Here is a 22309-nt window from a genome sequence, read left to right on the forward strand (position 1 = left end):
CTCCATTCCTGGGCCGTCCAAAAAACGACCAAAATTCAGGGTCGCACCGCGCCTGCAACACGGCGTTCTGGCGCGCTATGTAACGAGGTCAGCCTGCTCCGTCTAGATCACAACGCCGAGAGATCAAGAAAAGCGCCCATGTGTCGCGGTTGAACGGAACGTTTCCGACCCCTAATTCGTTAACCAACAGCTAAACCTCTTAACTCTCCTCCCTTCCTCCCGAGGTAGCCATGAAAAATTCACTAAAACTGGCCGTACTGGCCAGCGCCATGTCTATGGCAACTCCTGCTTTGGCTGAATTCGAACTTTCGGCCTATACCGGTTGGCAAAATGCCAACGACAGCACGGTCACCGGTACATATCCTCAGACCGGCGCCCAGATCGACGCAACCGTCGGCTGGGACGGCAAATCATTCGAAGCACCACCCTATTACGGCCTGCGCGGTACGTGGTGGCGAACGGACAATTTCGGCTGGGGTGTCGAATTCACCCACTCCAAGGTCTATGCCGAAGAAGATGATGCCCGTGCGATCGGCTTTTCCGGTCTGGAATTCACCGACGGCCTGAACATTTTGACCGCGAACGCCATGTACCGCTGGCCGAACGCCGCTTTGGGGGCAACGCCCTATGTCGGTGCGGGTCTGGGTATCTCTGTTCCGCATGTCGATGTGAACTCGACCAACGGTTCTGACACCTTCGGCTATCAGATCGGCGGCCCCGCCGCGCGCCTGACGGCAGGCATGTCCTATGACCTGACCGAACGCACAGCACTGTTCACCGAATACCAGTACACGATTTCGGATAACGAAGTTGAATTGGATGGTGGCGGATCGCTCAGCACCGTGATCGAAACAAACGCGATCAACTTCGGTGTGTCGCTACGCTTCTAATGCAAACGGCAGGCCCGATTACTCGGGCTTGCCCAAACCACGCGGGCGGGTGATCAGCTTCCAGATCACAACGCCGATATAGACAAAGCACAGCGCGATCAGGCTCAGCCACGCGTAGGTGACCAGCAAAGCCCCCACCAGAACAAAGCCCACCATGAAGATGCGGACATCGCCGCGGGGCACTTTGACCGTCTTGAACGACCACGTGGGCACACGACTGATCATCAACAGACCAATCCCGCCCATATAAAGCGCCAGCAGCAGGTCAGGCAGCACCGGATCTGTGCCGAAGCCGAAGGAAATGAACATCGGCAACATGACAAGCGCCGCGCCCGCAGGTGACGGCACCCCAACGAAATAGGCGTTCTCACTGCCTTTGCCGGGCATTTCCTCTTTCCGCGCAACGTTGAACCGCGCCAGTCGCAGAACGCAGCACACCGCATAGACCAGCACCGCCAGCCAGCCCAGACCGCGGAAATCCTCAAGCGCCCAGTGATACAGGATCAAACTGGGGACGACCCCGAAATTCAGGAAGTCGGCCAGCGAATCCAGTTCAGCGCCCATTTTGCTGTCAGACCCAAGCGCACGGGCAATCCGCCCGTCCAGCCCGTCCAGCACAGCGGCCAGAAGAACCAGTTGCACCGCCAGTTCGTACTGACCGTTCAGACCGAAACGAATGGCCGTCAGCCCCGCACAAATGGCGGTGATGGTCAGCATATTCGGAATCAGCTGAACCAGAGACAGTTTTTCGTTTTTGCGGTCAGGTCGGGTCATGCGTTGTCCTGTGTCAGGCGGGCAATCACGGTTTCACCGGCAATCATGGTCTGGCCGATGGACACTTCGGTGCCCACGCCTTCGGGCAGGTAAACATCCAGACGCGATCCAAAGCGGATCAGGCCAAAACGTTCGCCACGGCGCAGGTGATCGCCCTCTTTCGAGAAACACAAGATACGTCGCGCGACCAATCCGGCAATCTGAACAACACCCAGATCACGGCCATCGTCCATGCGGATCACGATGCCATTGCGTTCGTTGTCCTTGCTGGCCTTGTCCAACGACGCGTTCAGGAACTTGCCCGGTGTGTAGGCCACTTTGACCACCTCGCCCGGAACCGGCGCGCGGTTGATGTGGCAGTTGAAGACCGACATGAAGACGCTGACCCGCAGACGCGGCGCATCGCCCATGCCCAGTTCGGGCGGCGGCGACACGGTTTCGATCAGGGACACGATGCCATCAGCAGGGCTGATCACAAGGCCCGGAACCTGCGGCGTGATGCGCGCGGGGTCGCGGAAGAAGTAGTAGCACCAGACGGTCAGGCCCACGCCGATCCACCCCAGCGGTTCCCAGATCAGGAACAGAACAACGGTGATCGCGGCAAAAACACCGACAAATTTGAAGCCTTCGGGATGCATCGGCTTCAGAAACGTGTCGCGCATGCGCATGGTCAAATCTCCTGTAACGGTGGTCCGCTGGATGCGCGGGCCAAAGATGTTACGCCTGCCCTAGCCCCCCGCCGCGACGGTGGCAAGGGCCGCTTAGCCTTGTGGAACCGTCGCCTGCATGGACGGACGCTGGGAAAACTTTTCTTCCCAAGCGGCCAGTTTCGGCCGCCCGTCGCGCCAGTTGCGTTCGTCATGGCGCAAATCCAGATAGCCCAGCGCACAGCCCACCGCGATCTGGCCTGCGTCAAGCGGCCCTGCAAGATGGCTCATCCAGCGCTCTTCCAGCGCGTCCAGGCAGCGCGTGACCTTCAGCCATTGCGCCTCGATCCATTCCTGGCTCTGGATTTCGGGCGCGCGGTAGCGCAGCTCGTACACCATCGACAACGCCGCCTCGAGCAAGCCGTCCGCTGTCGCCTCAAGCGTCAGGACATCCCAAATCCGCGCGTCGGGATAAAGCCCCGCACCAGCGCGGTCGCTCAGATAGCGGGTGATTACGCGGCTGTCGTACAGCGTTGCGCCATCATCACGCACCAAGGCAGGGATTTTGCCGATGGGGTTCAGCGCCGTCAGTTCCGCATCAGGCTCCATCACCGAGTTTGCACCTGTTACCATCTCGACCTCGTCGAACTGGCCGGTTTCGTGCAATGTCACAACAACCTTACGGACAAACGGCGATGCGCTAAGCTTCAGCAGCTTCATGGGAGCCCCCTCTTTCCAATGCGTTCGTGTGGTGACCGTAGGGTTGCCCCCCGCAGATGGAAAGCGCCTTTATGCTTTGGGGTGCGCCTTTTCGTAGACTTTCATCAGGTGCACCGTATCGACCGCCGTATAGGCCTGTGTCGTCGACAGCGAAGAATGCCCCAGCAGTTCCTGAATAGCCCGCAGATCGCCCCCTGCCTCAAGCAGATGGGTGGCAAAGCTGTGGCGCATGGCGTGGGGCGTGGCCGTCGACGGCAGGCCAAGCTGCATCCGCGCGGCTGCCGTCACCTTTTGCACCAACCGCGCCTGCAACGGCCCGCCACGGGCCCCGCGAAACACCGGATCGTGTGTGCCAATCGGGAACGGCGCCATTTTGACATATCGCGCGACGGCCTCTCTTGCAGCGGGGATCACCGGAACGATCCGTTCTTTTCCGCCCTTCCCGACGATCCGCAGCACATCGCCCAAAGGCAGATCACGGCCTGTCAGGCCCAATGCCTCGGATATCCGCAGACCGCAGCCGTAAAGCAGCGTCACAACCGCCGCATCGCGCGCGCCGATCCAGTCGGCCCGCCCCTGATCACCCACGGTGTCAATGACCGCACGGGCGGCGTCGGCCGACAAGGGCCGCGGCAGTTTTTTCTGAAAACGCGGCGCGCGGGCGGCAAGGACCGAGGTCGCCTCGAACCCTTCGCGTTCGGACAGCCAACGATAAAAGCTTTTGACGGCAGACAGTTTGCGCGCCGCAGATCGCGGGGCCGCGCCCTGACCGCGCAGATGCGCCATCCACGACCGCATGTCGGACACGGTGATGCGCGACAAAGGGCCAAGGCCCTGCGCCTCGGCATAGTGGTTGGTCATGAAGGCGATGAAATCCAGAACATCTGCACGATAGGCGTTCAGCGTATTTTCCGACGCGCCTTTCAGTGCAGCCATCGAGGCCAGCCAGTTTTCCAGCGCGTCCCGCGCCTGTGCGGAAATCCCGAGTGTCACGACAACCAGCGGCGCATGGACCGTTCGAACACACCAGCAAAGAATGCCAGAAGGTCCGTGCCATGCTGCGGCGTGAACTGATGGGGGTCTTCGGCACCGAAGACCAGCAGACCGGGCTGACGACCTTCGCCGAAATCCAGCTTCAGGCAGGCCTCGGACCGCAGATAGCTGCCCTTGTCGCCGTAGATGCGTGCATCGCCTTCGTGCATCTGGCGCAGGGTCACCTGACGCACCGGCAGATTGCGGCCTTCGGTCAGATAGTCGTTGATAAAGCCCGATTGCGCGATGCTGAGAACATCACCCAGACGGTTCAGCGCCTGATCCTGTTCGCCAGCAGGCGATTCCAGCACCAAGCGGACTGCGTCCACACGCAGGATATCGGCAACTTCGCCACCCAGTTCGCGCAGGAAGGCCTCGAACTCGATCGGGTCCAGCATGCGCAGGATCGCGCGGTGGATCTGATTGGTGCCGGACAGGTTTTCGTAGGCCGCTGCAATCACCGACCGGTGGGTTTCTTCCAACCGGTCCAGACGCTGTTCCAGACGATCCATCGCAATGCCGCGCAGATCGACGATATTCGCGCCCATCGCCCGTTCATTGGCCGCAACCAACGCCCGCATCAGATCGGCGTCTTCAAGCACAATATCCGGGCTGGTCAGGATTTTTTCGCGCAAATCGCCTTCAATACGCGCACTGCTGGTCATGGTTGGCCTCGTGTTCTTTTCGCTACCTTACCAGAAAATGGCAGGTGCCTGAGAATTAATTTCTCACTTATTCGCTCGGCGTCATGTCTCTACTTTGGGGCCGCGTCTGTCAACGAAAGCTTGGTGAAAGTTTATGACAAAACGCGCGGCGTTGTGGGCATGTCACGTCATGCGCCACCAAGGTATTGCGCCAGCGCAGGCGGCGGGTTGTCGAGCAACGGGCCCGTGGGCTGCGGCGCGTGGGCGACGCCGTCGCTGACCAGCACGGTTTCCGGCGCAAAGCGGCGCGCGTCGTTCGGATCATGGGTCACGATCAGCACCAACGCCTGCAGCCGGTCGGCCACCTTCGCCAGCAAATCCAGCATTTCAACCTTCAGCGCAGGCCCCAACGCCGAGAAAGGCTCATCCAGCAACATGATGGGCCGTTCCTGCAAAACCACCCGCGCCAATGCCGCGCGGCTTTGCTGACCGCCGGACAATTGCGCCGGTTTGCGCCCACCCATGCCTGCCAGCCCCACATCCGCCAAAGCCTGCACAATCTTTTCGCGGCCCTCTGCGCCGATGCGACCCCCGTCAGGGCGCAAGGCCAGCGCCAGATTGCGATCAACCGTCAGGTGCGGGAACAGGTTGTTGTCTTGGAATAGCATCGCCAAGGGGCGTTCCGCGGGCGACAGATCGGTGAAGGGCCGACCGTTCCACGACACCGCGCCAGACACCAAAGGCTGGAAGCCCGCAATCGCATCTAGAAGCGTCGATTTACCCGCCCCCGACGGCCCGATCACCGCATAACGCCCCCCTGCCCGCAAACTCAGATCAGCCCGCAGTTCGAATTCGCCCTCTTTCAGATGCAGGCCCTTCAACTCAAGCATTCACGCGTCCCCCACGGTCAAACAGCCAGAACAGCCCGAGGCTGAGCATCAACAACAACAGCGCCGCCCCCTGAGCCGCCTCCATCTGATAGCGGCCCATCAGTTGGTAGACGTGCAAAGGCAAGGTCGCACGGTCCGGATCGGCAAACAGCGCGATGACCCCCAGATCACCCATCGACAAGGCCGCGGTCAAACCCGCCGCAAACCCCAAAGGCCGCTGCAAACGGGGCAAATAGACAAAGCGCACCCAAGCCCACGGCGTCAGGCCCAAAGCGGCGCTCAGCCGCGCATGGTCCTGCCGGATCGCCTCGGCCTCGGGGCGCAGAATGCGCAGGGCAAATGGCAGGCTGACCAATGCGTTGATCACTGCCGTAACCGGCAAGGCCACAGATAACGGGTTGATGTAAGGCCGCAAGATCAGGAACAGCCCCGTACCCAGCACCAAGGGCGACAATGCGATGCCCAGAAGGCCGATCAATTCGCCCCGACGCGTCGCGAGCGGCAGTGCCCAGAGGATGCAGAGCAGTGTCGAGCCCAAAGCAACCGACATCGAATGCCCCGCCGCCTGCCACACCGATGCGCCCAACATTGGCAAACCCGCCAGCCCGTTCCACGCAACCAGCGCCAAGGGCGTCAGCAGAAACAGCGCGGCCAGCATGATCCAGACCGCATCCAGCGCCAAACCTAATCGCCCAGTATCAAACCGCGTCACCACACGGTCCAACCCTGAACCAAACCCGTCGCCCCGCGCCAGCGCCAAAGCGGCCACACCTGCAACCACGGCCAGCACCAACTGCACCATGGACAGGCTCGCCGCGCGGGCCAGATCGAAATCAAAGCGCATCGCTTGATAGATCGCCAGCTCTACCGTCGTGGCCTTCGGCCCGCCGCCCAAGGTCAGCGCCACCGCAAAGGACGACAGGCAAATCACAAAGATCACCGCAAAGGCCCCGGGCGCGACGCGCAGCAGCATGGGCCACTCCAACACCTTGAACGCCGCCCAAGGGCGCAAACCCAGACCAGCGGACAGACGGAACCGTTCTGACGGGATCGCCAACCATCCTTGCAACAGCATCCGTGTCGCCAAGGGCAGGTTAAAGAACACATGCGCGATGATGACCCCGTGCAGGCCATAGATCGTCATGCTTGGCAGACCCAAGGCCCGCAGAAGTCCGTTGAAAATACCGTTGTTGCCGAACACCGCGATCAGGCCCAGCACAGCCACGATCACCGGCAGGATGAACGGCGCACCCAACAGAGCCACCAAGGCCCCGCGCCCGACAAACCGCCGCCGCGCCAACGCGCGAGCCACCGGAATGGCAAACAACACGCTGAGGCCCGCAGAAATCACCGCCTGCGTCAGCGTAAACCTGATCGCGCCCCAATCACCGGGCGCGAACCCGCCAACCCCGCCAGCCCGCAGTGACACTGCCACCACGGGCCCAAAGGTCAAAAGCGCGACAAGCGCGCCCGCGATTACTGCGAAAGCGCGGCGCGCCATGCCTCGATCGCTGTATCACGCAGCTCGGCTGCTTCGTCCTCGGAATAGAACAGAACCTTTTCAGGCAGGTTCAGCTCTTTGAAGCCTTCCGGCCATTTGTCCTGATCCAAAGCCGCAGGGATCGACCAGTTGCCAGTGGCAATCATCGACTGGAACTGTTCGGACAGGACAAACGCCATGAACTGGTCCGCCAGCTCCGGAACATCGGTGCTGGCGATTTTGGCGGCCAGTTCGACCATGAAATAGTGACCTTCAGGGAAGATCGCTGCCTTCTTGGTGCGGTCTTCTTCCGCGATGATGTGGTAGGCAGGGGATGTCGTGTAAGACAGCACCATGTCCGCCTCACCGTCGGTGAACAGGCCATAGCTTTCAGACCAGCCCTTCGTCACAGTCAGCACCTTGGGTGCCAGCTTTTCCCAAGCGGCCTGCGCCTGATCGCCGTAAACCGCCTGCACCCAAAGAACCAGCGCGAGGCCGGAAATGGATGTGCGCGGATCCTGAATGACCAGCTTCAGATCATCATCCGAGTTCACCAGCGCATCAAAGCTGGTGGGCGGATTGGCGATTTTTTCCTCGTTATATATAAACGCCGTATGCCCGTAGTTATAGGGCAGGAAGATCGCGTCATCCCACTCAAGCGGCAGGGTCAGCGGCGACAGGTCCACATTGTGCGGCGCAAACAGGCCGGTTTCGCGGGCCTTCTTGGTCACATCGGTGTTCAGGCCGAACACGATGTCGGCGTCAGTCTGGTCGCCTTCCAACAGGATGCGCGGCAACAGATCGCCCGGCTTGAACTGAAGATCGCAGCCGCATTCGGCCTCGAACAGTTCTTCGATCTTGGGGCCCGGCCCCCATTCGGATGTGATGTAGTCAGGTGCGTAAACCGTCAGCACATTGTCCTGTGCTGTCGCGGCAGTTGCCGCCATCAGTCCCGCAGCGATGATAAAGCCCTTGGTCATGGCATTCTCCACTCTGCGACGGACGGGCAAGGATGGAGCGGGACAAGGGTCCGTGGGCCATGGCCTTCCCTCCGCCGGTGTTAACCGGTTCAGGTTCGACGGGTTCGCGAAGCGTCGCATCTCAGCTTGGACCAACCCAAGCACCCCGAGGTGCGGCAACAGCTAGTGCCCCACGTAGGTGGATTCAAGCGAAATCCCTTGAGGGTCCGCGTCCCCTGCCCTAGGACGTCACCCAAGATCAGGAGATGCTTCATGAGCTTCAACACATTCGGCCACCTTTTCCGCGTCACCACATGGGGCGAAAGCCACGGACCCGCCCTTGGCTGCACTGTCGACGGCTGCCCCCCGGGCATCGCCGTGACCGAAGAAATGCTTCAGCACTGGCTGGACCGCCGCAAACCGGGCCAGAACCGCTACACCACCCAGCGCCGCGAACCTGACGCGGTGAAAATCCTGTCGGGCGTGTTCGAAGGCAAAACCACAGGCACGTCGATCCAGTTGATGATCGAAAACACCGACCAGCGATCCAAGGATTACGGCGAGATCGCCGAAACCTTCCGCCCGGGTCACGCCGATATCACCTACTGGCAGAAATACGGCATCCGCGACTATCGCGGTGGCGGCCGCTCGTCTGCGCGCGAAACAGCCGCCCGCGTGGCAGCCGGCGGCATCGCCCGCGCTGTTCTGGCCGACATGCTGCCTGACCTGAAAATCACCGGCTACATGACGCAAATGGGCCCGCATGGCATCACCGGCGACCGCGACATGGCCGAGATCGAGAACAACCCCTTCTGGGTGCCATCTGCTGACACAGCGGCTCAGTGGGCCGAGTATCTGGACGGCCTGCGCAAATCCGGTAGCTCTGTCGGCGCGGTGATCGAAGTTGTGGCCCAAGGCCTACCCGCAGGCATCGGCGCGCCGATCTACGCCAAACTGGACACCGACCTTGCCGCCGCGATGATGTCGATCAACGCGGTCAAAGGCGTGGAAATCGGCGAAGGCATGAACGCCGCCGCCCTGACAGGCGAAGAAAACGCCGACGAGATTTCAATGGGTCCGGACGGCCAGCCGATCTACGGCTCGAACCACGCAGGCGGCATCCTTGGCGGTATCTCTACCGGTCAGGACGTCGTCGTGCGCTTCTCAGTAAAACCCACATCGTCGATCCTGAAGCCGCGCGGGTCCGTTACGAAGTCCGGCAAGGATATCGAAGTCGTCACCAAAGGCCGCCATGACCCTTGCGTGGGTATCCGTGCCGTCCCGGTGGGCGAGGCGATGATGGCCTGCGTTCTGTTGGATCAGATCCTGATGGACCGCGCACAGACTGGCGGTAAACGCGGTCAGATCGGATAAGGGTTCCGCCGCGCTTCGCGCGCCGGCGTAGTGGGGGCTCTGCCCCCTTGGCCTTCGGCCAATTCCCCCGAAGGTATTTGTCGACAGAAAATACACTGTGCTCTGAGTGAGTATTTTCTGTCCCCAAATACCTCCGCCGGAGGCTCCCGCAATCAAACCTCGCGCGAGGTTTATGATTTACTCGGCAGCGATGGGTTTCAGGTCCAATCCACCGATATCGCAGAGCAGATCGATGATCTGGTCAACGCCTTTGTTGTGCTTGTTCTGCGCGAAGACAAAGGGCTTACCCGCCCGCATCTTTGTCGCGTCCCGCTCCATCACCTCAAGCGACGCACCCACGTAGGGTGCCAGATCGGTTTTGTTGATCACGAGGATGTCGGATTTACAAATCGCTGGCCCACCTTTGCGCGGGATTTCTTCGCCTGCGGCTACGTCGATCACGTAGATCGTCACATCCGCCAGTTCGGGCGAGAACGTTGCTGACAGGTTATCCCCACCGGATTCAATCAGCACCAGCTCCAGATCGGGGATCGCTTTGGTCAGCTCATCCACCGCCGCCAAGTTGATCGAAGCATCTTCGCGGATCGCCGTGTGGGGACAGCCCCCTGTTTCCACGCCGCGAATACGTTCCAATGGCAGCACCTGCATCCGCATTAGCGCTTCTGCGTCTTCGCGCGTGTAGATGTCATTCGTGATCACCGCCATCGACAGACGCGGACCAAGCGCGCGTGCAAGTTGGGCAGTCAGTGTCGTTTTACCAGCGCCCACGGGACCGCCGATACCGACACGCAAAGGGCCGTTTGGGGATGCCATAAGAAACCTCCTGTTCAGGACCGGAAGAGCCGCGTCTCAAGCACTTCGTGCCGCGCGGATGAGATATCGATAAGGGGTGCAAAACCGCCGATGTCGTCGATTGGCGTGTCAGCCGCCTTCGCCACAACGTCGGAGCAGATCACTGCGGCCTTGGCCAGCACCGCCTGCCCGTCGCTTTGCCCCAAGGGGATCAGCCGGACGCCAGCGTGAACAAGGTTCGACGCCATGCCCAACAAACACGCCTCGGCGCTCGGGATACGCGGCAGACCCATCAGCGCCGCAGCACGACCAGCCGCAACGGGATAGGCCATATCGGGCAAATCCAGCTGCCAGACCTTGCGTATCGTGGCGGCAAAGGCCGCGCCCTGAAGCATGGTTTCGCGGCGCCGTTCCTCGGTGCCCGACAACGCGGCGGCCAGTTCAGCGACCTCGGCCAAATCATCCCCAGCGTCATAGGCACAGCAAAACAGCGCTGCATCCGTGGCCCCCGCGCCAAAGCGCAGCACGGTTTCCAGCCAGTCCGCCATGTCGCCAACAGACGCCACCCGCCCCTCGGCCACCATCGCCTCAAGCCCATGGGAATAGGCAAAGCCGCCTGTCGGGAAGGCAGGCGAAAACATCTGGTGAAGGGTCAGGAACGGATCAGCCATGGGCATGCACGTGGGTGTCGGGACCGTGGCTGTGGGAATGATCATGCCCGTGGGTGCGACCATGCCCATATGCGCCACCTTCCGGCGTGAACGGTTCGACCACCTCGGCCAGTTCCGCCCCCAAACGCTCTAACATATCGCGCAGCACGTGATCGCGCTGGATCAACAGCCGATCCTCTTCGATCTGACAGGGGGTGTGGCGGTTGCCGATGTGCCAGGCCAAACGAACCAACCCGTCGCCGCGCACTTCCAACAACGGCTCTGGCGCGGCAACGACGGTCACCTCTCCGGCGTCAGTCACCAACACACCACCCGCATCCAAAGACGTCGTTTGCGGCAAATCCACCAGACAGCGGCGATCATCCGTCAGGGTAATCACCTTGCGGCGCAGAAAACGGCCTTCGTAATCCAGCACGACCTCTCCGATCGGGGTGGCATGGGCGTGACCGTGATAAGCATGGGCGGTGAGCATGAGCGGGCCATTCATCGTAGTGTCAAAGGGTGTCACAGGTGGCCCGACGCCGGTCGGACCCTGAGCCTGCGACGTTAGAACAGGAAATAGCGCTGCGCCATGGGCAGCTCTTTTGCCGGTTCGCAGGTCAGCAATTCGCCGTTCGCGCGCACCTCGTAGGTTTCTGGGTTCACCTCGACCTCAGGCGTCGCGTTGTTCAGGATCAGGTCCTTTTTGCCGATGTTGCGCGTGTTGCGCACGGCCAGCGTCTGTTTCGACAGACCCAGCTTTTCGCCGATACCTTCGGCCTGCGCGGCCTCGGACACGAACACCACGGCCGAGTTTTCGACCGCTTTGCCATAGGCCCCGAACATCGGGCGGGTGTAAACTGGCTGCGGTGTCGGGATGGAGGCATTCGGATCGCCCATCTGCGCACAGACAATCGAGCCGCCGATCAGGACCATCTCGGGCTTCACGCCAAAGAACGCTGGGTTCCACAGCACCAGATCGGCGCGTTTGCCTTCCTCGATCGACCCGATTTCATGGGCGATGCCGTGGGCAATCGCTGGGTTGATCGTGTATTTCGCCACATAGCGACGGACGCGGTAGTTGTCGTTATCGCCGGTTTCTTCAGGCAGGCTGCCGCGCTGCTTTTTCATTTTGTCGGCGGTTTGCCATGTGCGGATGATCACCTCGCCCACGCGGCCCATGGCCTGACTGTCCGACGCGATGATCGAAAACGCGCCCATGTCGTGCAGGATGTCTTCGGCGGCAATGGTTTCGCGGCGAATGCGGCTTTCGGCAAAGGCCACGTCTTCCGGCACACGCTTGTCCAGGTGGTGGCACACCATCAGCATATCCAGATGCTCTTCCAGCGTGTTCACCGTGTAGGGGCGTGTCGGGTTGGTGGACGACGGCAGCACGTGCTCTTCGCCACAAATCTTGATGATATCCGGCGCATGTCCGCCGCCCGCGCCTTCAGTATGGAAGGCGTGGATCGTGCGGCCCTTCATGGCCTTCACGGTGTTTTCGACAAAGCCGGATTCGTTCAACGTGTCGGTGTGGATCATCACCTGAACGTCCATGTCATCGGCCACAGACAGACAGCAATCAATCGCACCGGGGGTCGTGCCCCAGTCTTCGTGCAGTTTCAGCGCACAAGCACCGCCCTTGATCTGTTCGATCAACGCCTCGGGCAGGGACGCGTTGCCCTTACCCGCGAAGGCAAGGTTCATCGGAAAGGCATCAGCCGATTGCAGCATCCGCCCGAGGTGCCAAGGACCGGGCGTACAGGTTGTCGCCAAGGTGCCATGTGCAGGCCCCGTGCCGCCGCCCAGCATTGTGGTCAGGCCGGAATGCAGCGCGTCTTCGATCTGTTGCGGACAGATGTAATGGATGTGGCTGTCAAAGCCGCCCGCGGTCAGGATCTTGCCCTCGCCCGCAATGGCTTCGGTGCCCGGACCGACGATGATGTTCACGCCCGGTTGGGTGTCGGGGTTGCCCGCCTTGCCGATCTTGGCAATACGCCCGTCTTTCAGACCCACGTCGGCCTTATAGACACCGCTGTGATCCACAATCAGCGCGTTGGTGATGACGGTGTCCACCGCCCCACCTGCACGGCTGGTCTGTGCTTGGCCCATCCCGTCGCGGATCACCTTACCGCCGCCGAATTTCACCTCTTCGCCATAGATGGCAGAATTGGCCCCCGAACCGCCAGTCTGGGCCGTGCCGACCGCCTCGGCGGTCAGATCACGCTCGACCTCGATGATCAGATCGGTGTCGGCCAGACGGACGCGGTCGCCGGTGGTGGGGCCGAACATGGCAGCATAATCAGCACGGGAAATCTTGGCGGGCATAAGGTGTCCTTAACGGTAAGGGGTCGTTTCTGTACGTCCTGAGCGGGGATCAGGACGTGGGTTTCTTGGGCGATTTGTCGGGCATTGCAGGCGGCATCGACGGCTGACGCACCACTTTGCGCTTAGATGCGAATTCTGCGTCTTTAGACGGCGTTGCAGGCGCTACCGGTTTGGACGTGGCGGTCTTGGCAGGCGTCGCCTCAACGGGTGTCGCCTTGGACGGAGATGCTTTGGCAGCGGGTTTCGCTGGCGCAGCTTTAGCAGCAGGCTTGGGGGCCGCCTTGGGACGCGCCGTGGTCTTACGTTTCGGGGCCGCACGTTTCGCTGCGGGCTTTGCTGCAGGTTTTGCGGGCGCTTTCGGGGCCGCAGGTGCGGGTGTGGCTTTGACCTCGGGCGCGGCCGTTTTGGCCGCTGGTTTCGGTGTCGGCGCAGGGGCTGCTTCGGCCTTTGGTGCGGGTTCGGCCACCTTTGCGGCAGCAGCAGGCTTTGCTGGCGTCTCTGTCTTGGCCGCTACGGCAGGTGTTGGTTTGGCTTTCACAGGCTCAACAAGCTTGGGCTTGGAAGGCGCCGCTTTCGGTTTGTCGTAGACAGGCGTGTTCGTCTTGGCCGCCACGGGTTTGGACGCGGTCTTGGCCGCAGGTTTTGACGTGCGGGTCGTTGCAGGATTTGGAATAGGCCAGCCCATGCGCTGCATCGCGCGCGGGCTGATCGTTGCCTCGTACATCACTTCGGCAATCTTGATCTGTTGCACCCAGACTTTCTGGGTCAGGTTCATCCAATTCGTCACTGGTGTCGTCATCATGTCTTCACCTCCTGAAACCGGACCAATGGCCGGTCAGTTGAGCTCTCCGAAAATACGTAAATCTTCTGTTCTGTTTCTCGTTAACCGTTCCAAACACATAAAAAATATCATGTTCTGCATGGTGCCACCGCGTGCCATCAGGCTTTCCGCCTCGCAGGCTTGGTCCCGAAACGGAAGCCATGCCCGCTGCGCATCACGCAGGATTTCGACGGCGGGCACCTGACCGTCTTGCAGGTATTCATCCATGGACCGCGCACGCTCCATGGCCATTTTGTAGGCGAGGTTCAGATCACCATCCGCCGCCTCATACGCGCGGGCCGCGCAGCCGGTCATTTCGGCCTGAGACGTCGCATCAGGGCAATCAAGCACCTGCGCAGCAACGGGGCTTGCCAGTGTTACCAAAACTGCCAGCCCACGCAGCATCACAGCGCCCCCATAACCTTTTGGTTAAAGCCATAGACCACACGGTCCCCCGCCAGCTGGATCAGTGAAACCTCGCGGCGTTGGCCGGGTTCAAAGCGCACCGCTGTGCCCGCCGCGATATCCAGACGACAGCCCCGGGCCGCGTCACGATCAAAATCCAGCGCGGGGTTCGCTTCGGCAAAATGGTAATGGCTGCCCACCTGCACCGGACGGTCGCCGGTGTTGGCCACCATCAGCGTAAACGCCTCGCGGTCGCTGTTCAGGGTCAGGTCGCCCTCGGCAGGAATGATTTCGCCCGGGATCACGCCCGCGCTCCTCGTGCCCAAGCCAGAACGCCCGCCAAAGCCACAACGGCCAATGCGCCCGCGACCAGCCCCAAGGAAGACCCGCTGTCGCCATGCACATGCAAGCCCGGATGGGCCGCCGCCTGTGTCGCTGTAAACATCGCGCCGAATGCCAGTGCTGTCCGCATGATGTGTCCTTTCCTATCGTTCAGAATTATCGAATGGGGTTGTGCACGGTCACCAGTTTGGTGCCGTCGGGAAACGTGGCTTCAACCTGAACCTCGTGGATCATTTCGGGCACGCCTTCCATGCATTTTTCACGGCTGATCACCTCGGCTCCGGCCTGCATCAGATCGGCCACGCTGCGCCCGTCACGCGCACCTTCGACCACCGCATCGGTGATCAGCGCAATCGCTTCGGGGTGGTTCAGCTTCACGCCGCGTTCAAGCCGCTTGCGGGCCACGATGGCGGCCATGGAAATCAGAAGCTTGTCTTTTTCACGGGGGGTCAGTTGCATAAGTCAGATCATCCAGGGTCTTGGCAGGTCCGCACCATTCAGATGGCGCAGAACGGGAATAAGGGATTGGCGCAGATCGAACCCGTCAGGGGCCAGAATGCGCAGCACGATCAGGTCATCATCAAGGGCCGAGGCACCTGCGGTTTCGGGCAGCATCGCACGCAGTGTCTCCAGTTGCACAGAGGCCGCTGGCCATGCGGCGACCACGGTGGTCATCGCGACGGCACCACCGCCCAGATGCGCGCGGTTCAGTGCGGCTTGCGCATCGCCCGACAGGCGCAGGCGGTCGGCAAAGACAAGCTTTCCTTCACGACGCACGGAAATCCGGTCCATCAGGTCAAGCTGGGTGACGGTTTCGCCCATCAGGGCGCGTCCGAAGATCAGACTTTCAACACCCAGAAACCGCGCATCCGCCGCCATGGTCACGTCCAGCCGACGATCCAGCGCGGCGTGGTCAAACAGGATCGTTTCCTGCGGCAGCCAATCGGCCCGCGCGCGTTGGGCGATCTCAAGGCGGTTCACAACCTGCCCCGGCTTGCCCGGCATCGCGCGGTAAATCCGCTCTGCCGCCTGCGAGGTCAGCACCAGATGCGCACCTTCATCCGCCGCGGCCTCAAGCGTGAACTGGTCGCCGCCTGTGATGCCACCTGCGGTATTCAGCCAGACGCCTGTCATCGGCCCATTCGCGGGACCATGAGGGAACAACATCTTGGAGGAACCGGACACGGAAAACCCGCCGATCACAGTCGCCTTGTCCCGACGCTTTGCCCGCAAAACAACTGCACCCCGCGCGCGCTGCGCGGAGACTTTGGGTTCGTTGGCAGAGGTCTGGTCGTAAGGAATTGGTCGGTCCTCGGTTGGTCGCGATCAGAGTTGGCCCAACTCTGCACGGGCGAACAGGGACGGCCAAGAGCGAGACACCCCTCGCGCACCGAGTCGCCCATTTATGCGGCAATCACTGCCAGATTCGCCCAATAATTAATCCAAATTGAATCAACTTCGTGAAACCAACCAGATTTCCCTGATAAACCGACTATTTCGCACAGCAATTCAGCAGAACGCAGACCAAAGCATATGGTCCCCGTGATGCTTTTTCCTTGCCTTTCTTGCAATTTTTCCCAAATCTGACTCTCGAGCTGGAAATTTTGCAAGGTCGGGAGGATTTGCAAGACATGGGCGACGCGCTGCACCTTGCAGGACAGCTGGTTTTGTCAGGCGATCCCGATCTGTGGGAAATCGTCCTGCTGTCCCTGCGCGTCAGCCTGATTGCAACCCTGATTGCCTGCATCATCGGCCTTGCGATCGGGTCGCTGCTGGCCGTGTCCCAGTTCCGCGGCCGAAGCGCGGTTCTGGTGGTGATCAACGCGCTAATGGGCCTGCCGCCTGTTGTCGTGGGCCTGATCGTCTATCTGAACCTGTCGCGCTCTGGTCCCTTGGGCTTTCTCGGGCTGCTTTACACCCCGACAGCCATGATCATTGCGCAGACGATCCTGATCACCCCGATCATCGCGGCGCTGTCCCGTCAGATCCTTGAGGACCTGAACCACGAATACGCCGAACAATTCCGCTCTTTCGGTCTGTCCCGCATCGGCCAGATGAAGGCGCTGCTGTGGGATGGGCGTTTTGCCCTTCTGACCGTCGCTCTGGCCGGCTTCGGCCGCGCCGTGGCCGAGGTGGGGGCAGTGATCATCGTAGGCGGCAACATCGATCACCTGACACGGGTGATGACCACGGCCATCGCCTTGGAAACCTCCAAAGGCGACCTACCCTTGGCTTTGGCGCTGGGAATGATCCTGCTGACAATTGCCTTGGTGGTGAACGGTTTTGTCCAATCGGTACGCAGCACAGCAACAAGGGCCGCCTATGCGTGATTTCATGGACATGCCCGACGCGCGCACGCGCCATGAACAGGGGCTGACCCTGTCGGGCATCGGCCTGTCGCGCAATGGCACATGCCTTTTGAACGACATCACCTGCGCCCTGCCCCCCAGCGGCATCACCGCCGTGATGGGCCCGAACGGCGCGGGTAAAAGCCTGCTGCTGCGCGTGGCGCATGGGTTGATCGAGGCTGATCAGGGGCTGGTGTTCTGGCAGGGCGAGACCGTTACCGAAAAGGCCCGCAAAGCGCAGGCCATGGTGTTCCAGAAACCCGTTCTTCTGCGCCGCTCGGTCGAGGCAAACGTGGATTTCGCCCTGAAAGTCGCAGGCATCCGCCATCCATCGCTGCGCGACGCGCTGCTGAACCGCGTTGGCCTGAAGGGCCGCAACAAACAGCCGGCCCGCCTTTTGTCCGGTGGCGAACAACAGCGCCTTGCCTTAGCCCGCGCCTTGGCCACCAGCCCCAAGCTGCTGTTTCTGGACGAACCGACAGCCAGCCTTGATCCAACCTCGGCCCGCATGATCGAAGACATCCTTCACGAAGAACGCGATGCTGGCACCAAGATCGTTCTGGTCACCCACGACGTGCCGCAGGCACGCAGGCTGGCCGATGATGTTTTGTTTCTAACCAGTGGTCAGCTGCACTGCCATCAGGACGCAGCCAGCTTTTTCCAGACACCGGATAGCGCAGAAGCTGCACGCTTTCTGGCCGGTCACATTCTGAACTAACCCTTTTCTTGAACGGACCCCCATGAAACTGATCCCACTGATCCTTGCCGCCTTTGCCGCGACCGCCGCGCAGGCAGGCGACAGCATTATCGTGCAATCCACCACATCCACCGCGAACTCAGGACTGTACGAGGCCATCCTGCCCACCTTCAAAGACACCAGCGGCATCACCGTGAACGTCGTTGCTGTGGGTACCGGTCAGGCGATCCGTAATGCGGAAAACTGTGACGGTGACGTGCTGTTGGTTCATGCCAAACCCAGTGAAGAGAAATTCGTCGCCAGCGGTGGCGGCGTCGAACGCACAGACCTGATGTACAATGATTTCGTGGTGGTCGGTCCCTCGGATGATCCCGCACAGGTCGCATCTTCCGCCAGCATCACTGAAGCGTTGACCAAGATCGCCAACGCAGGCGCGCTGTTCACCTCGCGCGGCGATGACAGCGGCACGCACAAAAAGGAACGCGCGCTTTGGGCGGCGGCGAACCTGACACCGGCAGATGCATCAGGCACATGGTATCGCGAAACCGGTTCAGGCATGGGTGCCACGCTGAATGCGGCCGTCGGCATGGGCGCCTACACCCTGACCGACCGCGCCACTTGGATCAGCTTTCAGAACAAATCCGATTTCAAGATCGTACTGGAAGGCGACGAAACCCTGTTCAACCAATACGGCGTAATCCTTGTGAACCCCGACAAATGCCCCAACGTCGATGCCACAGCCGGTCAGGCTTTCATCGACTGGCTGCTGAGTGACGCGGGACAATCGGCCATTGCAGGGTATAAGCTGGACGGACAACAGTTGTTCTTCCCCAACGCCCCGAAGTGACATGACCGAAAACGCGCCCGAATACCTGACAGTCAAAGAACTGGCCGAGCTGCTGCGCCTGAAGGAACGCAAGGTCTATGACCTTGCCGCCTCGGGCGCGGTGCCTTGCGTCAAGGTGACGGGCAAGCTTCTGTTTCCGGAGAAAGACATCCGCGCATGGATGGCAGCGGGTCAAAGCGACGGCAGCAGCGAAGCCATCGGCGCGGCCCGCCCCAACGTCTTTCTGGGCAGCCACGATCCGCTGCTCGACTGGGCGATCCGCCAGTCCCGCTGCAGCATGGCCAGCCTGTTTGATTCCAGCCTTGACGGCCTGACCCGCTTTTCCGCCCGCGAAGGGACCGCGGCGGGCCTGCACCTGTTGGGTGCAGAAACCGAACAGTGGAACGTGCCCCACGTCCAGAAACACTGCGCCAACCAGAACGTCGTACTGCTTGGCTTTGCGACCCGCATGCGCGGCATCGTGATCCGCCCCGAAGATCAAAGCCACATCCAAAGCCTGACCGACCTGCCCCAGCGCCGCTTTGCGCCCCGTCAGCCGGAATCTGGCACCGCCAGCATTTTCGCCCGCCTTTGCCGCGACACCGGCATTGACCCCGCCGGTCTGACCCAGACCCCCGCACAGCGCAGCGAAACCGATGCGGTCAGCATGGTGCAACACGGCGCGGCGGACGCGACCTTTGGCCTTGCCAGTCTGGCCAAGGCGCACGGTCTCGCCTTTATCCCGCTGATCGAGGAACGCTTTGACATCCTCGTCGACCGTCGCGCGTGGTTCGACGACCCGCTTCAAAAACTGGCCGAATTCATGCGCACCGACGAATTCGCCGACTACGCCCACCGTTTGGGCGGATATGACATCAGCGCCGCCGGAAAAACGCGCTGGAACGCCTGACACAGGCTTCGTGACCGTAGGTTCGCAACGTTGCCCCTTGCCTGATGCACCCCATCGCGGCAATACATTCGCCACCACTAGGGGATAGGGGCGCATGGCAAGCAATCTGATGGAAACCGCGCAGGGCTACCTGCAGCAGGGCGTTGATATCGCGCAAAACTGGCTGCTGACGCCTGCGGCCTGGTCCCAATTCGCGATCCTGATACTTGCCTATGGCGCAGCGGTTCTCGCCAACCGCATCATTACCCCCAAGATCAAAGCCGTTCTGGAACCGGCCGAGGACGCGACCTCGATCATCGCCAAAGCGCGCCGCTTTGTCCTGATCTTCCTGCCGCTGCTCCTGCCGCTTCTGGCCTACGGGCTGACCGCGATCGGCGAACAGGTCACAAGATCGCTGTTCGGATCGGGCGCGGTGATTGCCTTTGGCAAACGCGTCTTTCTGTTCCTGGCTGCCCGCGCGCTGGCTAACAAGATCATTCAGGAACCCTTCCTGCGCACGCTCGCCAAATACATCCTTGTGCCGCTGGCGGGCCTCTATGCCTTGGGCATCCTTGACGATGTGTCGGCCTTCCTGAACGAAACGCAGGTCAATCTGGGCAACATCCAGTTCTCGGTCATGTCCATCGTGCGCGGCCTGATTGCTGGTAGCCTGCTGTTCTGGGCTGGCACTTGGTCAAACAGCCACACGGCGACCTATATCGACAAACAACCCATGCGCCCCGCGATCCGGCAACTGTCGGCCAAAGCCGCCGAGGCGATGATCTTCGGCGTGGCCTTCCTGCTGTTGATGAACATCATGGGCATTTCCCTGTCGTCGCTTGCCATCATCGGTGGTGCTGTCGGCGTCGGCCTTGGTTTCGGCCTGCAAAAAATCGCCTCGAATTTCATCTCGGGCGTGATCCTGCTGCTCGAGGGTCAGGCCACCGTGGGTGATTACGTGGAACTGGACGGCGGCGAGGCGGGCAAGATCATCAAAATGACCGCCCGCGCGACGATCCTAGAAACCTTTGACGGCCGTTGGATCGTGGTCCCGAACGAAGACTTCATCACCACCCGCGTTGTGAACTATTCCGACAGCGGATCGGCCAACCGGCTCGAGGTGGAATTTTCGGTCAGCTACGACACCGACATCAACAAAATCCCCGACCTGATCTCCAAAGCCGTCGCCGCCCACCCCGGCGTTCTGAGCGAACCGGAAGAGCCGGACGTCGAACTGCGCGGCTTCGGCGAGAGCGGGATCGATTTCGGGGTCGAGTTCTGGGTCGAAGGTCTGGACGACGGCAAGAACAAATACTCCAGCGATGTGCTGTTCCTGATCTGGAACGCGCTGAAAGCCGAAGGCATCGAAATCCCCTACCCGCGTCGGGTTATCGAAATGCGCGGCGGGGATGATGGGAAACCGTCTGAGGCGTAAGCGCGGCGTTTTGCCAATGCTTGCCGCCTGAAGTCAGGCATGTGGACTTTTCCGCCAGTGCCCTGGAGCAAGAGTACGTCTACGATGTGGATTACGAATTTTCTGAACGGCCAAGATTAGCCTTTTGGCACTTATAAATAGAACTAGGCCCCGTGAACACTTGCACTTGCAGTATTTCGCGACAGAGGCAAAAGTTACCTCAATTTAATTATATGATTAATCTAGGCATTCATGACAACTCCAGCGCTTCACGTATTTAAACATCCAGGGCCTTTCCTCCGTGCAATAAGGCAGCGTGTAATCCGAATTGAGAATTTCTTTGGACGGCTAGATGAAGCTGGCGGACTAAAGCGGTGGTTCTTTCCTCCTTATTGGCATACGGCGAAGCCTCTCATGTCAGACGGAATCTTTCGCCTGATCAAGTATTGGATCATCGTCTGTCCATTGATTGTTGCGATAGTTTCGAGCTTCCCAGTCGAAATTACTTTTCCAGAAGGCTTCAAGATAGAAATCGGCGATGGCTTCGTCGTACCATTCAGCTTCAAGCTTTCATTTGTATCGGCATTACTTCTAATGGCTGGACTTGCTTGCTACAAACTTCGATGCCCAAGTTTCATACAGAAACACGAAGCGCGATTTAATGATTTCCCCGATACGCTTACCGACACAGATTTTCTGGCAGAGTATAGGGAATTCAGCCTTGGTAGCTTACCCAGAACCATTTCTATCGAGGGGAAAGAGCCGTTAAAGCGAGTACATGGGGCACCCTATTTCAGCGAAAACATGTACATCAAAGACAGGGACAATCAAGCAATTCATGCGCGCGCCGCAAATACGCTAACGGAGAACGATCTAAGGACGCTATGTCTGTTGCTTGAGACCTCATCTTCCTATGCCCAGTTAGAGCGCATTAGCAGGGCTCATTTTATTCAGCCGAACTGGTCAGACCAATTGGAAAAAGCAAAGAGTGGCTACCTTCTGCGAGATGGCATGGGTGGTTTTGACCTATTTTTCATGGACAAGAAGTATGATGATATCAATAACTCCCTGAAGCTTTTGATGTGGCCAGATTTATTTGTTCAGGAGGGAGCCAGGGTCAGAGCCTATACCGAACTTTACCTCAGCGAAGGGAAATCGCGGCCAGTAAGCAGACTTGTTTTTTGGCTTTTGTACTCTTCTGGCGCGGTGACAGGCCTTATCGTTTTAGTCCAGCTAATCATGCGTGGAATTAGAGTAATGTTCTTCTGATAGAGGATAACAAACAGGTTGCCTATTCATTGCTCTATTCCAACTTATTTTTTCAAACTGGCGATTAGCTGGGCGTGAAGTGCAAAGCATTTTGGACTCCGATCAGAACAGCCGCACCT

Annotated in this window: 26 protein-coding genes and 1 riboswitch; of the genes, 8 read left to right on the plus strand and 18 right to left on the minus strand. The window is 60.2% G+C overall.

Features of this window, described 5'->3' with window-relative positions:
• The first annotated feature begins 230 nt into the window (after positions 1-230).
• Positions 231-890 (plus strand): outer membrane protein, encoded by a 660-nt coding sequence (locus AC4FIA_RS12150; protein ID WP_490366072.1) that lies wholly within the window; start codon positions 231-233, stop codon positions 888-890.
• A gap of 18 nt (positions 891-908) precedes the next feature.
• On the opposite strand, the gene pssA is transcribed toward AC4FIA_RS12150, so the two are convergent.
• The 8 genes from pssA to thiB form a co-directional block, all read right to left on the minus strand.
• Positions 909-1664 carry a CDP-diacylglycerol--serine O-phosphatidyltransferase gene (pssA, locus tag AC4FIA_RS12155; protein ID WP_103911374.1) on the minus strand — a complete coding sequence of 252 codons (756 nt, stop codon included), beginning with the start codon at positions 1662-1664 and terminating at the stop codon, positions 909-911.
• Positions 1661-2332: a phosphatidylserine decarboxylase gene (locus AC4FIA_RS12160; protein WP_103911375.1), complete on the minus strand. Its 672-nt coding sequence runs from the start codon at positions 2330-2332 to the stop codon at positions 1661-1663. Before AC4FIA_RS12160 ends, pssA begins: the two co-directional genes overlap by 4 nt.
• 93 nt (positions 2333-2425) lie before the next feature.
• The gene (locus tag AC4FIA_RS12165) at positions 2426-3031 is read right to left on the minus strand and encodes a glutathione S-transferase (RefSeq protein WP_490366073.1); all 606 of its coding nucleotides are present in this window, start codon (positions 3029-3031) and stop codon (positions 2426-2428) included.
• A gap of 69 nt (positions 3032-3100) precedes the next feature.
• Positions 3101-4024 (minus strand): tyrosine recombinase XerC, encoded by a 924-nt coding sequence (locus tag AC4FIA_RS12170; protein ID WP_490366074.1) that lies wholly within the window; start codon positions 4022-4024, stop codon positions 3101-3103.
• A complete protein-coding gene (locus tag AC4FIA_RS12175; protein ID WP_103911378.1) occupies positions 4021-4728 on the minus strand; it encodes a DUF484 family protein in 708 nt (235 codons plus the stop codon). Before AC4FIA_RS12175 ends, AC4FIA_RS12170 begins: the two co-directional genes overlap by 4 nt.
• A gap of 167 nt (positions 4729-4895) precedes the next feature.
• Positions 4896-5597, minus strand: a complete 702-nt coding sequence (locus tag AC4FIA_RS12180; RefSeq protein WP_490366075.1) for a thiamine ABC transporter ATP-binding protein — start codon at positions 5595-5597, stop codon at positions 4896-4898.
• Positions 5590-7098: a thiamine/thiamine pyrophosphate ABC transporter permease ThiP gene (locus AC4FIA_RS12185; RefSeq protein WP_490366076.1), complete on the minus strand. Its 1509-nt coding sequence runs from the start codon at positions 7096-7098 to the stop codon at positions 5590-5592. The genes AC4FIA_RS12180 and AC4FIA_RS12185 overlap by 8 nt, the downstream gene beginning before the upstream one ends.
• Positions 7074-8057, minus strand: coding sequence for a thiamine ABC transporter substrate binding subunit (gene thiB, locus AC4FIA_RS12190; protein ID WP_490366077.1), 984 nt, complete (start codon positions 8055-8057; stop codon positions 7074-7076). The genes AC4FIA_RS12185 and thiB overlap by 25 nt, the downstream gene beginning before the upstream one ends.
• Positions 8058-8106: 49 nt before the next feature.
• Positions 8107-8215, minus strand: a riboswitch (TPP riboswitch).
• Between the two features lie 94 nt (positions 8216-8309).
• On the opposite strand from thiB, the gene aroC reads away from it, so the two are divergent.
• Positions 8310-9410, plus strand: coding sequence for a chorismate synthase (gene aroC / locus AC4FIA_RS12195; protein WP_490366078.1), 1101 nt, complete (start codon positions 8310-8312; stop codon positions 9408-9410).
• A 177-nt stretch (positions 9411-9587) separates the two neighbouring features.
• Here aroC and ureG read toward each other — a convergent pair whose 3' ends face one another.
• The 10 genes from ureG to AC4FIA_RS12245 all read right to left on the minus strand — a co-directional run bounded on the left by ureG (position 9588) and on the right by AC4FIA_RS12245 (position 16049).
• On the minus strand, positions 9588-10223 hold the full coding sequence (gene ureG / locus AC4FIA_RS12200) for an urease accessory protein UreG (RefSeq protein WP_490366079.1): 636 nt from the start codon (positions 10221-10223) through the stop codon (positions 9588-9590).
• A gap of 14 nt (positions 10224-10237) precedes the next feature.
• Entirely contained in the window at positions 10238-10942 is a 705-nt protein-coding gene (locus AC4FIA_RS12205) for an urease accessory protein UreF (protein WP_490366080.1), read from the minus strand.
• Positions 10866-11345 carry an urease accessory protein UreE gene (locus AC4FIA_RS12210; protein ID WP_287473072.1) on the minus strand — a complete coding sequence of 160 codons (480 nt, stop codon included), beginning with the start codon at positions 11343-11345 and terminating at the stop codon, positions 10866-10868. Before AC4FIA_RS12210 ends, AC4FIA_RS12205 begins: the two co-directional genes overlap by 77 nt.
• Positions 11346-11419: 74 nt before the next feature.
• Complete coding sequence (ureC, locus tag AC4FIA_RS12215) at positions 11420-13180, minus strand: urease subunit alpha (RefSeq protein WP_490366081.1); 1761 nt, start codon at positions 13178-13180, stop codon at positions 11420-11422.
• Between the two features lie 49 nt (positions 13181-13229).
• Positions 13230-13982 (minus strand): hypothetical protein, encoded by a 753-nt coding sequence (locus AC4FIA_RS12220; protein ID WP_490366082.1) that lies wholly within the window; start codon positions 13980-13982, stop codon positions 13230-13232.
• Between the two features lie 33 nt (positions 13983-14015).
• A complete protein-coding gene (locus AC4FIA_RS12225; protein ID WP_490366083.1) occupies positions 14016-14405 on the minus strand; it encodes a lysozyme inhibitor LprI family protein in 390 nt (129 codons plus the stop codon).
• A complete protein-coding gene (locus AC4FIA_RS12230; protein ID WP_490366084.1) occupies positions 14405-14710 on the minus strand; it encodes an urease subunit beta in 306 nt (101 codons plus the stop codon). The genes AC4FIA_RS12225 and AC4FIA_RS12230 overlap by 1 nt, the downstream gene beginning before the upstream one ends.
• Positions 14707-14877 (minus strand): hypothetical protein, encoded by a 171-nt coding sequence (locus AC4FIA_RS12235; protein ID WP_200813235.1) that lies wholly within the window; start codon positions 14875-14877, stop codon positions 14707-14709. Before AC4FIA_RS12235 ends, AC4FIA_RS12230 begins: the two co-directional genes overlap by 4 nt.
• 26 nt (positions 14878-14903) lie before the next feature.
• Positions 14904-15206 (minus strand): urease subunit gamma, encoded by a 303-nt coding sequence (locus AC4FIA_RS12240; RefSeq protein WP_490366085.1) that lies wholly within the window; start codon positions 15204-15206, stop codon positions 14904-14906.
• A gap of 3 nt (positions 15207-15209) precedes the next feature.
• Positions 15210-16049, minus strand: a complete 840-nt coding sequence (locus AC4FIA_RS12245) for an urease accessory protein UreD (RefSeq protein WP_490366177.1) — start codon at positions 16047-16049, stop codon at positions 15210-15212.
• Between the two features lie 320 nt (positions 16050-16369).
• Between AC4FIA_RS12245 and AC4FIA_RS12250 the strand changes: the two genes are divergently transcribed.
• From AC4FIA_RS12250 to AC4FIA_RS12275, 6 genes are all read left to right on the plus strand, one after another.
• A complete protein-coding gene (locus AC4FIA_RS12250) occupies positions 16370-17077 on the plus strand; it encodes an ABC transporter permease (RefSeq protein WP_490366086.1) in 708 nt (235 codons plus the stop codon).
• On the plus strand, positions 17070-17813 hold the full coding sequence (locus tag AC4FIA_RS12255) for an ATP-binding cassette domain-containing protein (RefSeq protein ID WP_490366087.1): 744 nt from the start codon (positions 17070-17072) through the stop codon (positions 17811-17813). The genes AC4FIA_RS12250 and AC4FIA_RS12255 overlap by 8 nt, the downstream gene beginning before the upstream one ends.
• 22 nt (positions 17814-17835) lie before the next feature.
• Entirely contained in the window at positions 17836-18639 is an 804-nt protein-coding gene (locus tag AC4FIA_RS12260; RefSeq protein ID WP_490366088.1) for an ABC transporter substrate-binding protein, read from the plus strand.
• Between the two features lies 1 nt (position 18640).
• Positions 18641-19528 carry a substrate-binding domain-containing protein gene (locus AC4FIA_RS12265; RefSeq protein ID WP_490366089.1) on the plus strand — a complete coding sequence of 296 codons (888 nt, stop codon included), beginning with the start codon at positions 18641-18643 and terminating at the stop codon, positions 19526-19528.
• Positions 19529-19622: 94 nt separating this feature from the next.
• Positions 19623-20942 (plus strand): mechanosensitive ion channel family protein, encoded by a 1320-nt coding sequence (locus AC4FIA_RS12270; RefSeq protein ID WP_490366090.1) that lies wholly within the window; start codon positions 19623-19625, stop codon positions 20940-20942.
• A gap of 393 nt (positions 20943-21335) precedes the next feature.
• Positions 21336-22190: a hypothetical protein gene (locus tag AC4FIA_RS12275; protein ID WP_490366091.1), complete on the plus strand. Its 855-nt coding sequence runs from the start codon at positions 21336-21338 to the stop codon at positions 22188-22190.
• Positions 22191-22309 lie beyond the last annotated feature (119 nt).

The organism is Thalassococcus sp. (assembly GCF_982780845.1).

Bases quoted from the DNA above. Each gene is read 5' to 3' on its own strand.
- AC4FIA_RS12260 (WP_490366088.1), top strand. From the start codon at position 17,836: ATGAAACTGATCCCACTGATCCTTGCCGCCTTTGCCGCGACCGCCGCG.
- aroC (WP_490366078.1), top strand. From the start codon at position 8,310: ATGAGCTTCAACACATTCGGCCACCTTTTCCGCGTCACCACATGGGGC.
- AC4FIA_RS12225 (WP_490366083.1), bottom strand. From the start codon at position 14,405: ATGCTGCGTGGGCTGGCAGTTTTGGTAACACTGGCAAGCCCCGTTGCT.
- ureG (WP_490366079.1), bottom strand. From the start codon at position 10,223: ATGGCATCCCCAAACGGCCCTTTGCGTGTCGGTATCGGCGGTCCCGTG.
- AC4FIA_RS12240 (WP_490366085.1), bottom strand. From the start codon at position 15,206: ATGCAACTGACCCCCCGTGAAAAAGACAAGCTTCTGATTTCCATGGCC.
- AC4FIA_RS12160 (WP_103911375.1), bottom strand. From the start codon at position 2,332: ATGCGCATGCGCGACACGTTTCTGAAGCCGATGCATCCCGAAGGCTTC.
- AC4FIA_RS12210 (WP_287473072.1), bottom strand. From the start codon at position 11,345: ATGCTCACCGCCCATGCTTATCACGGTCACGCCCATGCCACCCCGATC.
- pssA (WP_103911374.1), bottom strand. From the start codon at position 1,664: ATGACCCGACCTGACCGCAAAAACGAAAAACTGTCTCTGGTTCAGCTG.
- AC4FIA_RS12185 (WP_490366076.1), bottom strand. From the start codon at position 7,098: ATGGCGCGCCGCGCTTTCGCAGTAATCGCGGGCGCGCTTGTCGCGCTT.
- ureC (WP_490366081.1), bottom strand. From the start codon at position 13,180: ATGCCCGCCAAGATTTCCCGTGCTGATTATGCTGCCATGTTCGGCCCC.
- AC4FIA_RS12270 (WP_490366090.1), top strand. From the start codon at position 19,623: ATGGCAAGCAATCTGATGGAAACCGCGCAGGGCTACCTGCAGCAGGGC.
- AC4FIA_RS12235 (WP_200813235.1), bottom strand. From the start codon at position 14,877: ATGCGGACAGCACTGGCATTCGGCGCGATGTTTACAGCGACACAGGCG.
- AC4FIA_RS12180 (WP_490366075.1), bottom strand. From the start codon at position 5,597: ATGCTTGAGTTGAAGGGCCTGCATCTGAAAGAGGGCGAATTCGAACTG.
- AC4FIA_RS12175 (WP_103911378.1), bottom strand. From the start codon at position 4,728: ATGACCAGCAGTGCGCGTATTGAAGGCGATTTGCGCGAAAAAATCCTG.
- AC4FIA_RS12165 (WP_490366073.1), bottom strand. From the start codon at position 3,031: ATGAAGCTGCTGAAGCTTAGCGCATCGCCGTTTGTCCGTAAGGTTGTT.
- AC4FIA_RS12150 (WP_490366072.1), top strand. From the start codon at position 231: ATGAAAAATTCACTAAAACTGGCCGTACTGGCCAGCGCCATGTCTATG.
- AC4FIA_RS12275 (WP_490366091.1), top strand. From the start codon at position 21,336: ATGTCAGACGGAATCTTTCGCCTGATCAAGTATTGGATCATCGTCTGT.
- AC4FIA_RS12220 (WP_490366082.1), bottom strand. From the start codon at position 13,982: ATGATGACGACACCAGTGACGAATTGGATGAACCTGACCCAGAAAGTC.
- AC4FIA_RS12265 (WP_490366089.1), top strand. From the start codon at position 18,641: ATGACCGAAAACGCGCCCGAATACCTGACAGTCAAAGAACTGGCCGAG.
- thiB (WP_490366077.1), bottom strand. From the start codon at position 8,057: ATGACCAAGGGCTTTATCATCGCTGCGGGACTGATGGCGGCAACTGCC.
- AC4FIA_RS12255 (WP_490366087.1), top strand. From the start codon at position 17,070: ATGCGTGATTTCATGGACATGCCCGACGCGCGCACGCGCCATGAACAG.
- AC4FIA_RS12205 (WP_490366080.1), bottom strand. From the start codon at position 10,942: ATGGGCATGGTCGCACCCACGGGCATGATCATTCCCACAGCCACGGTC.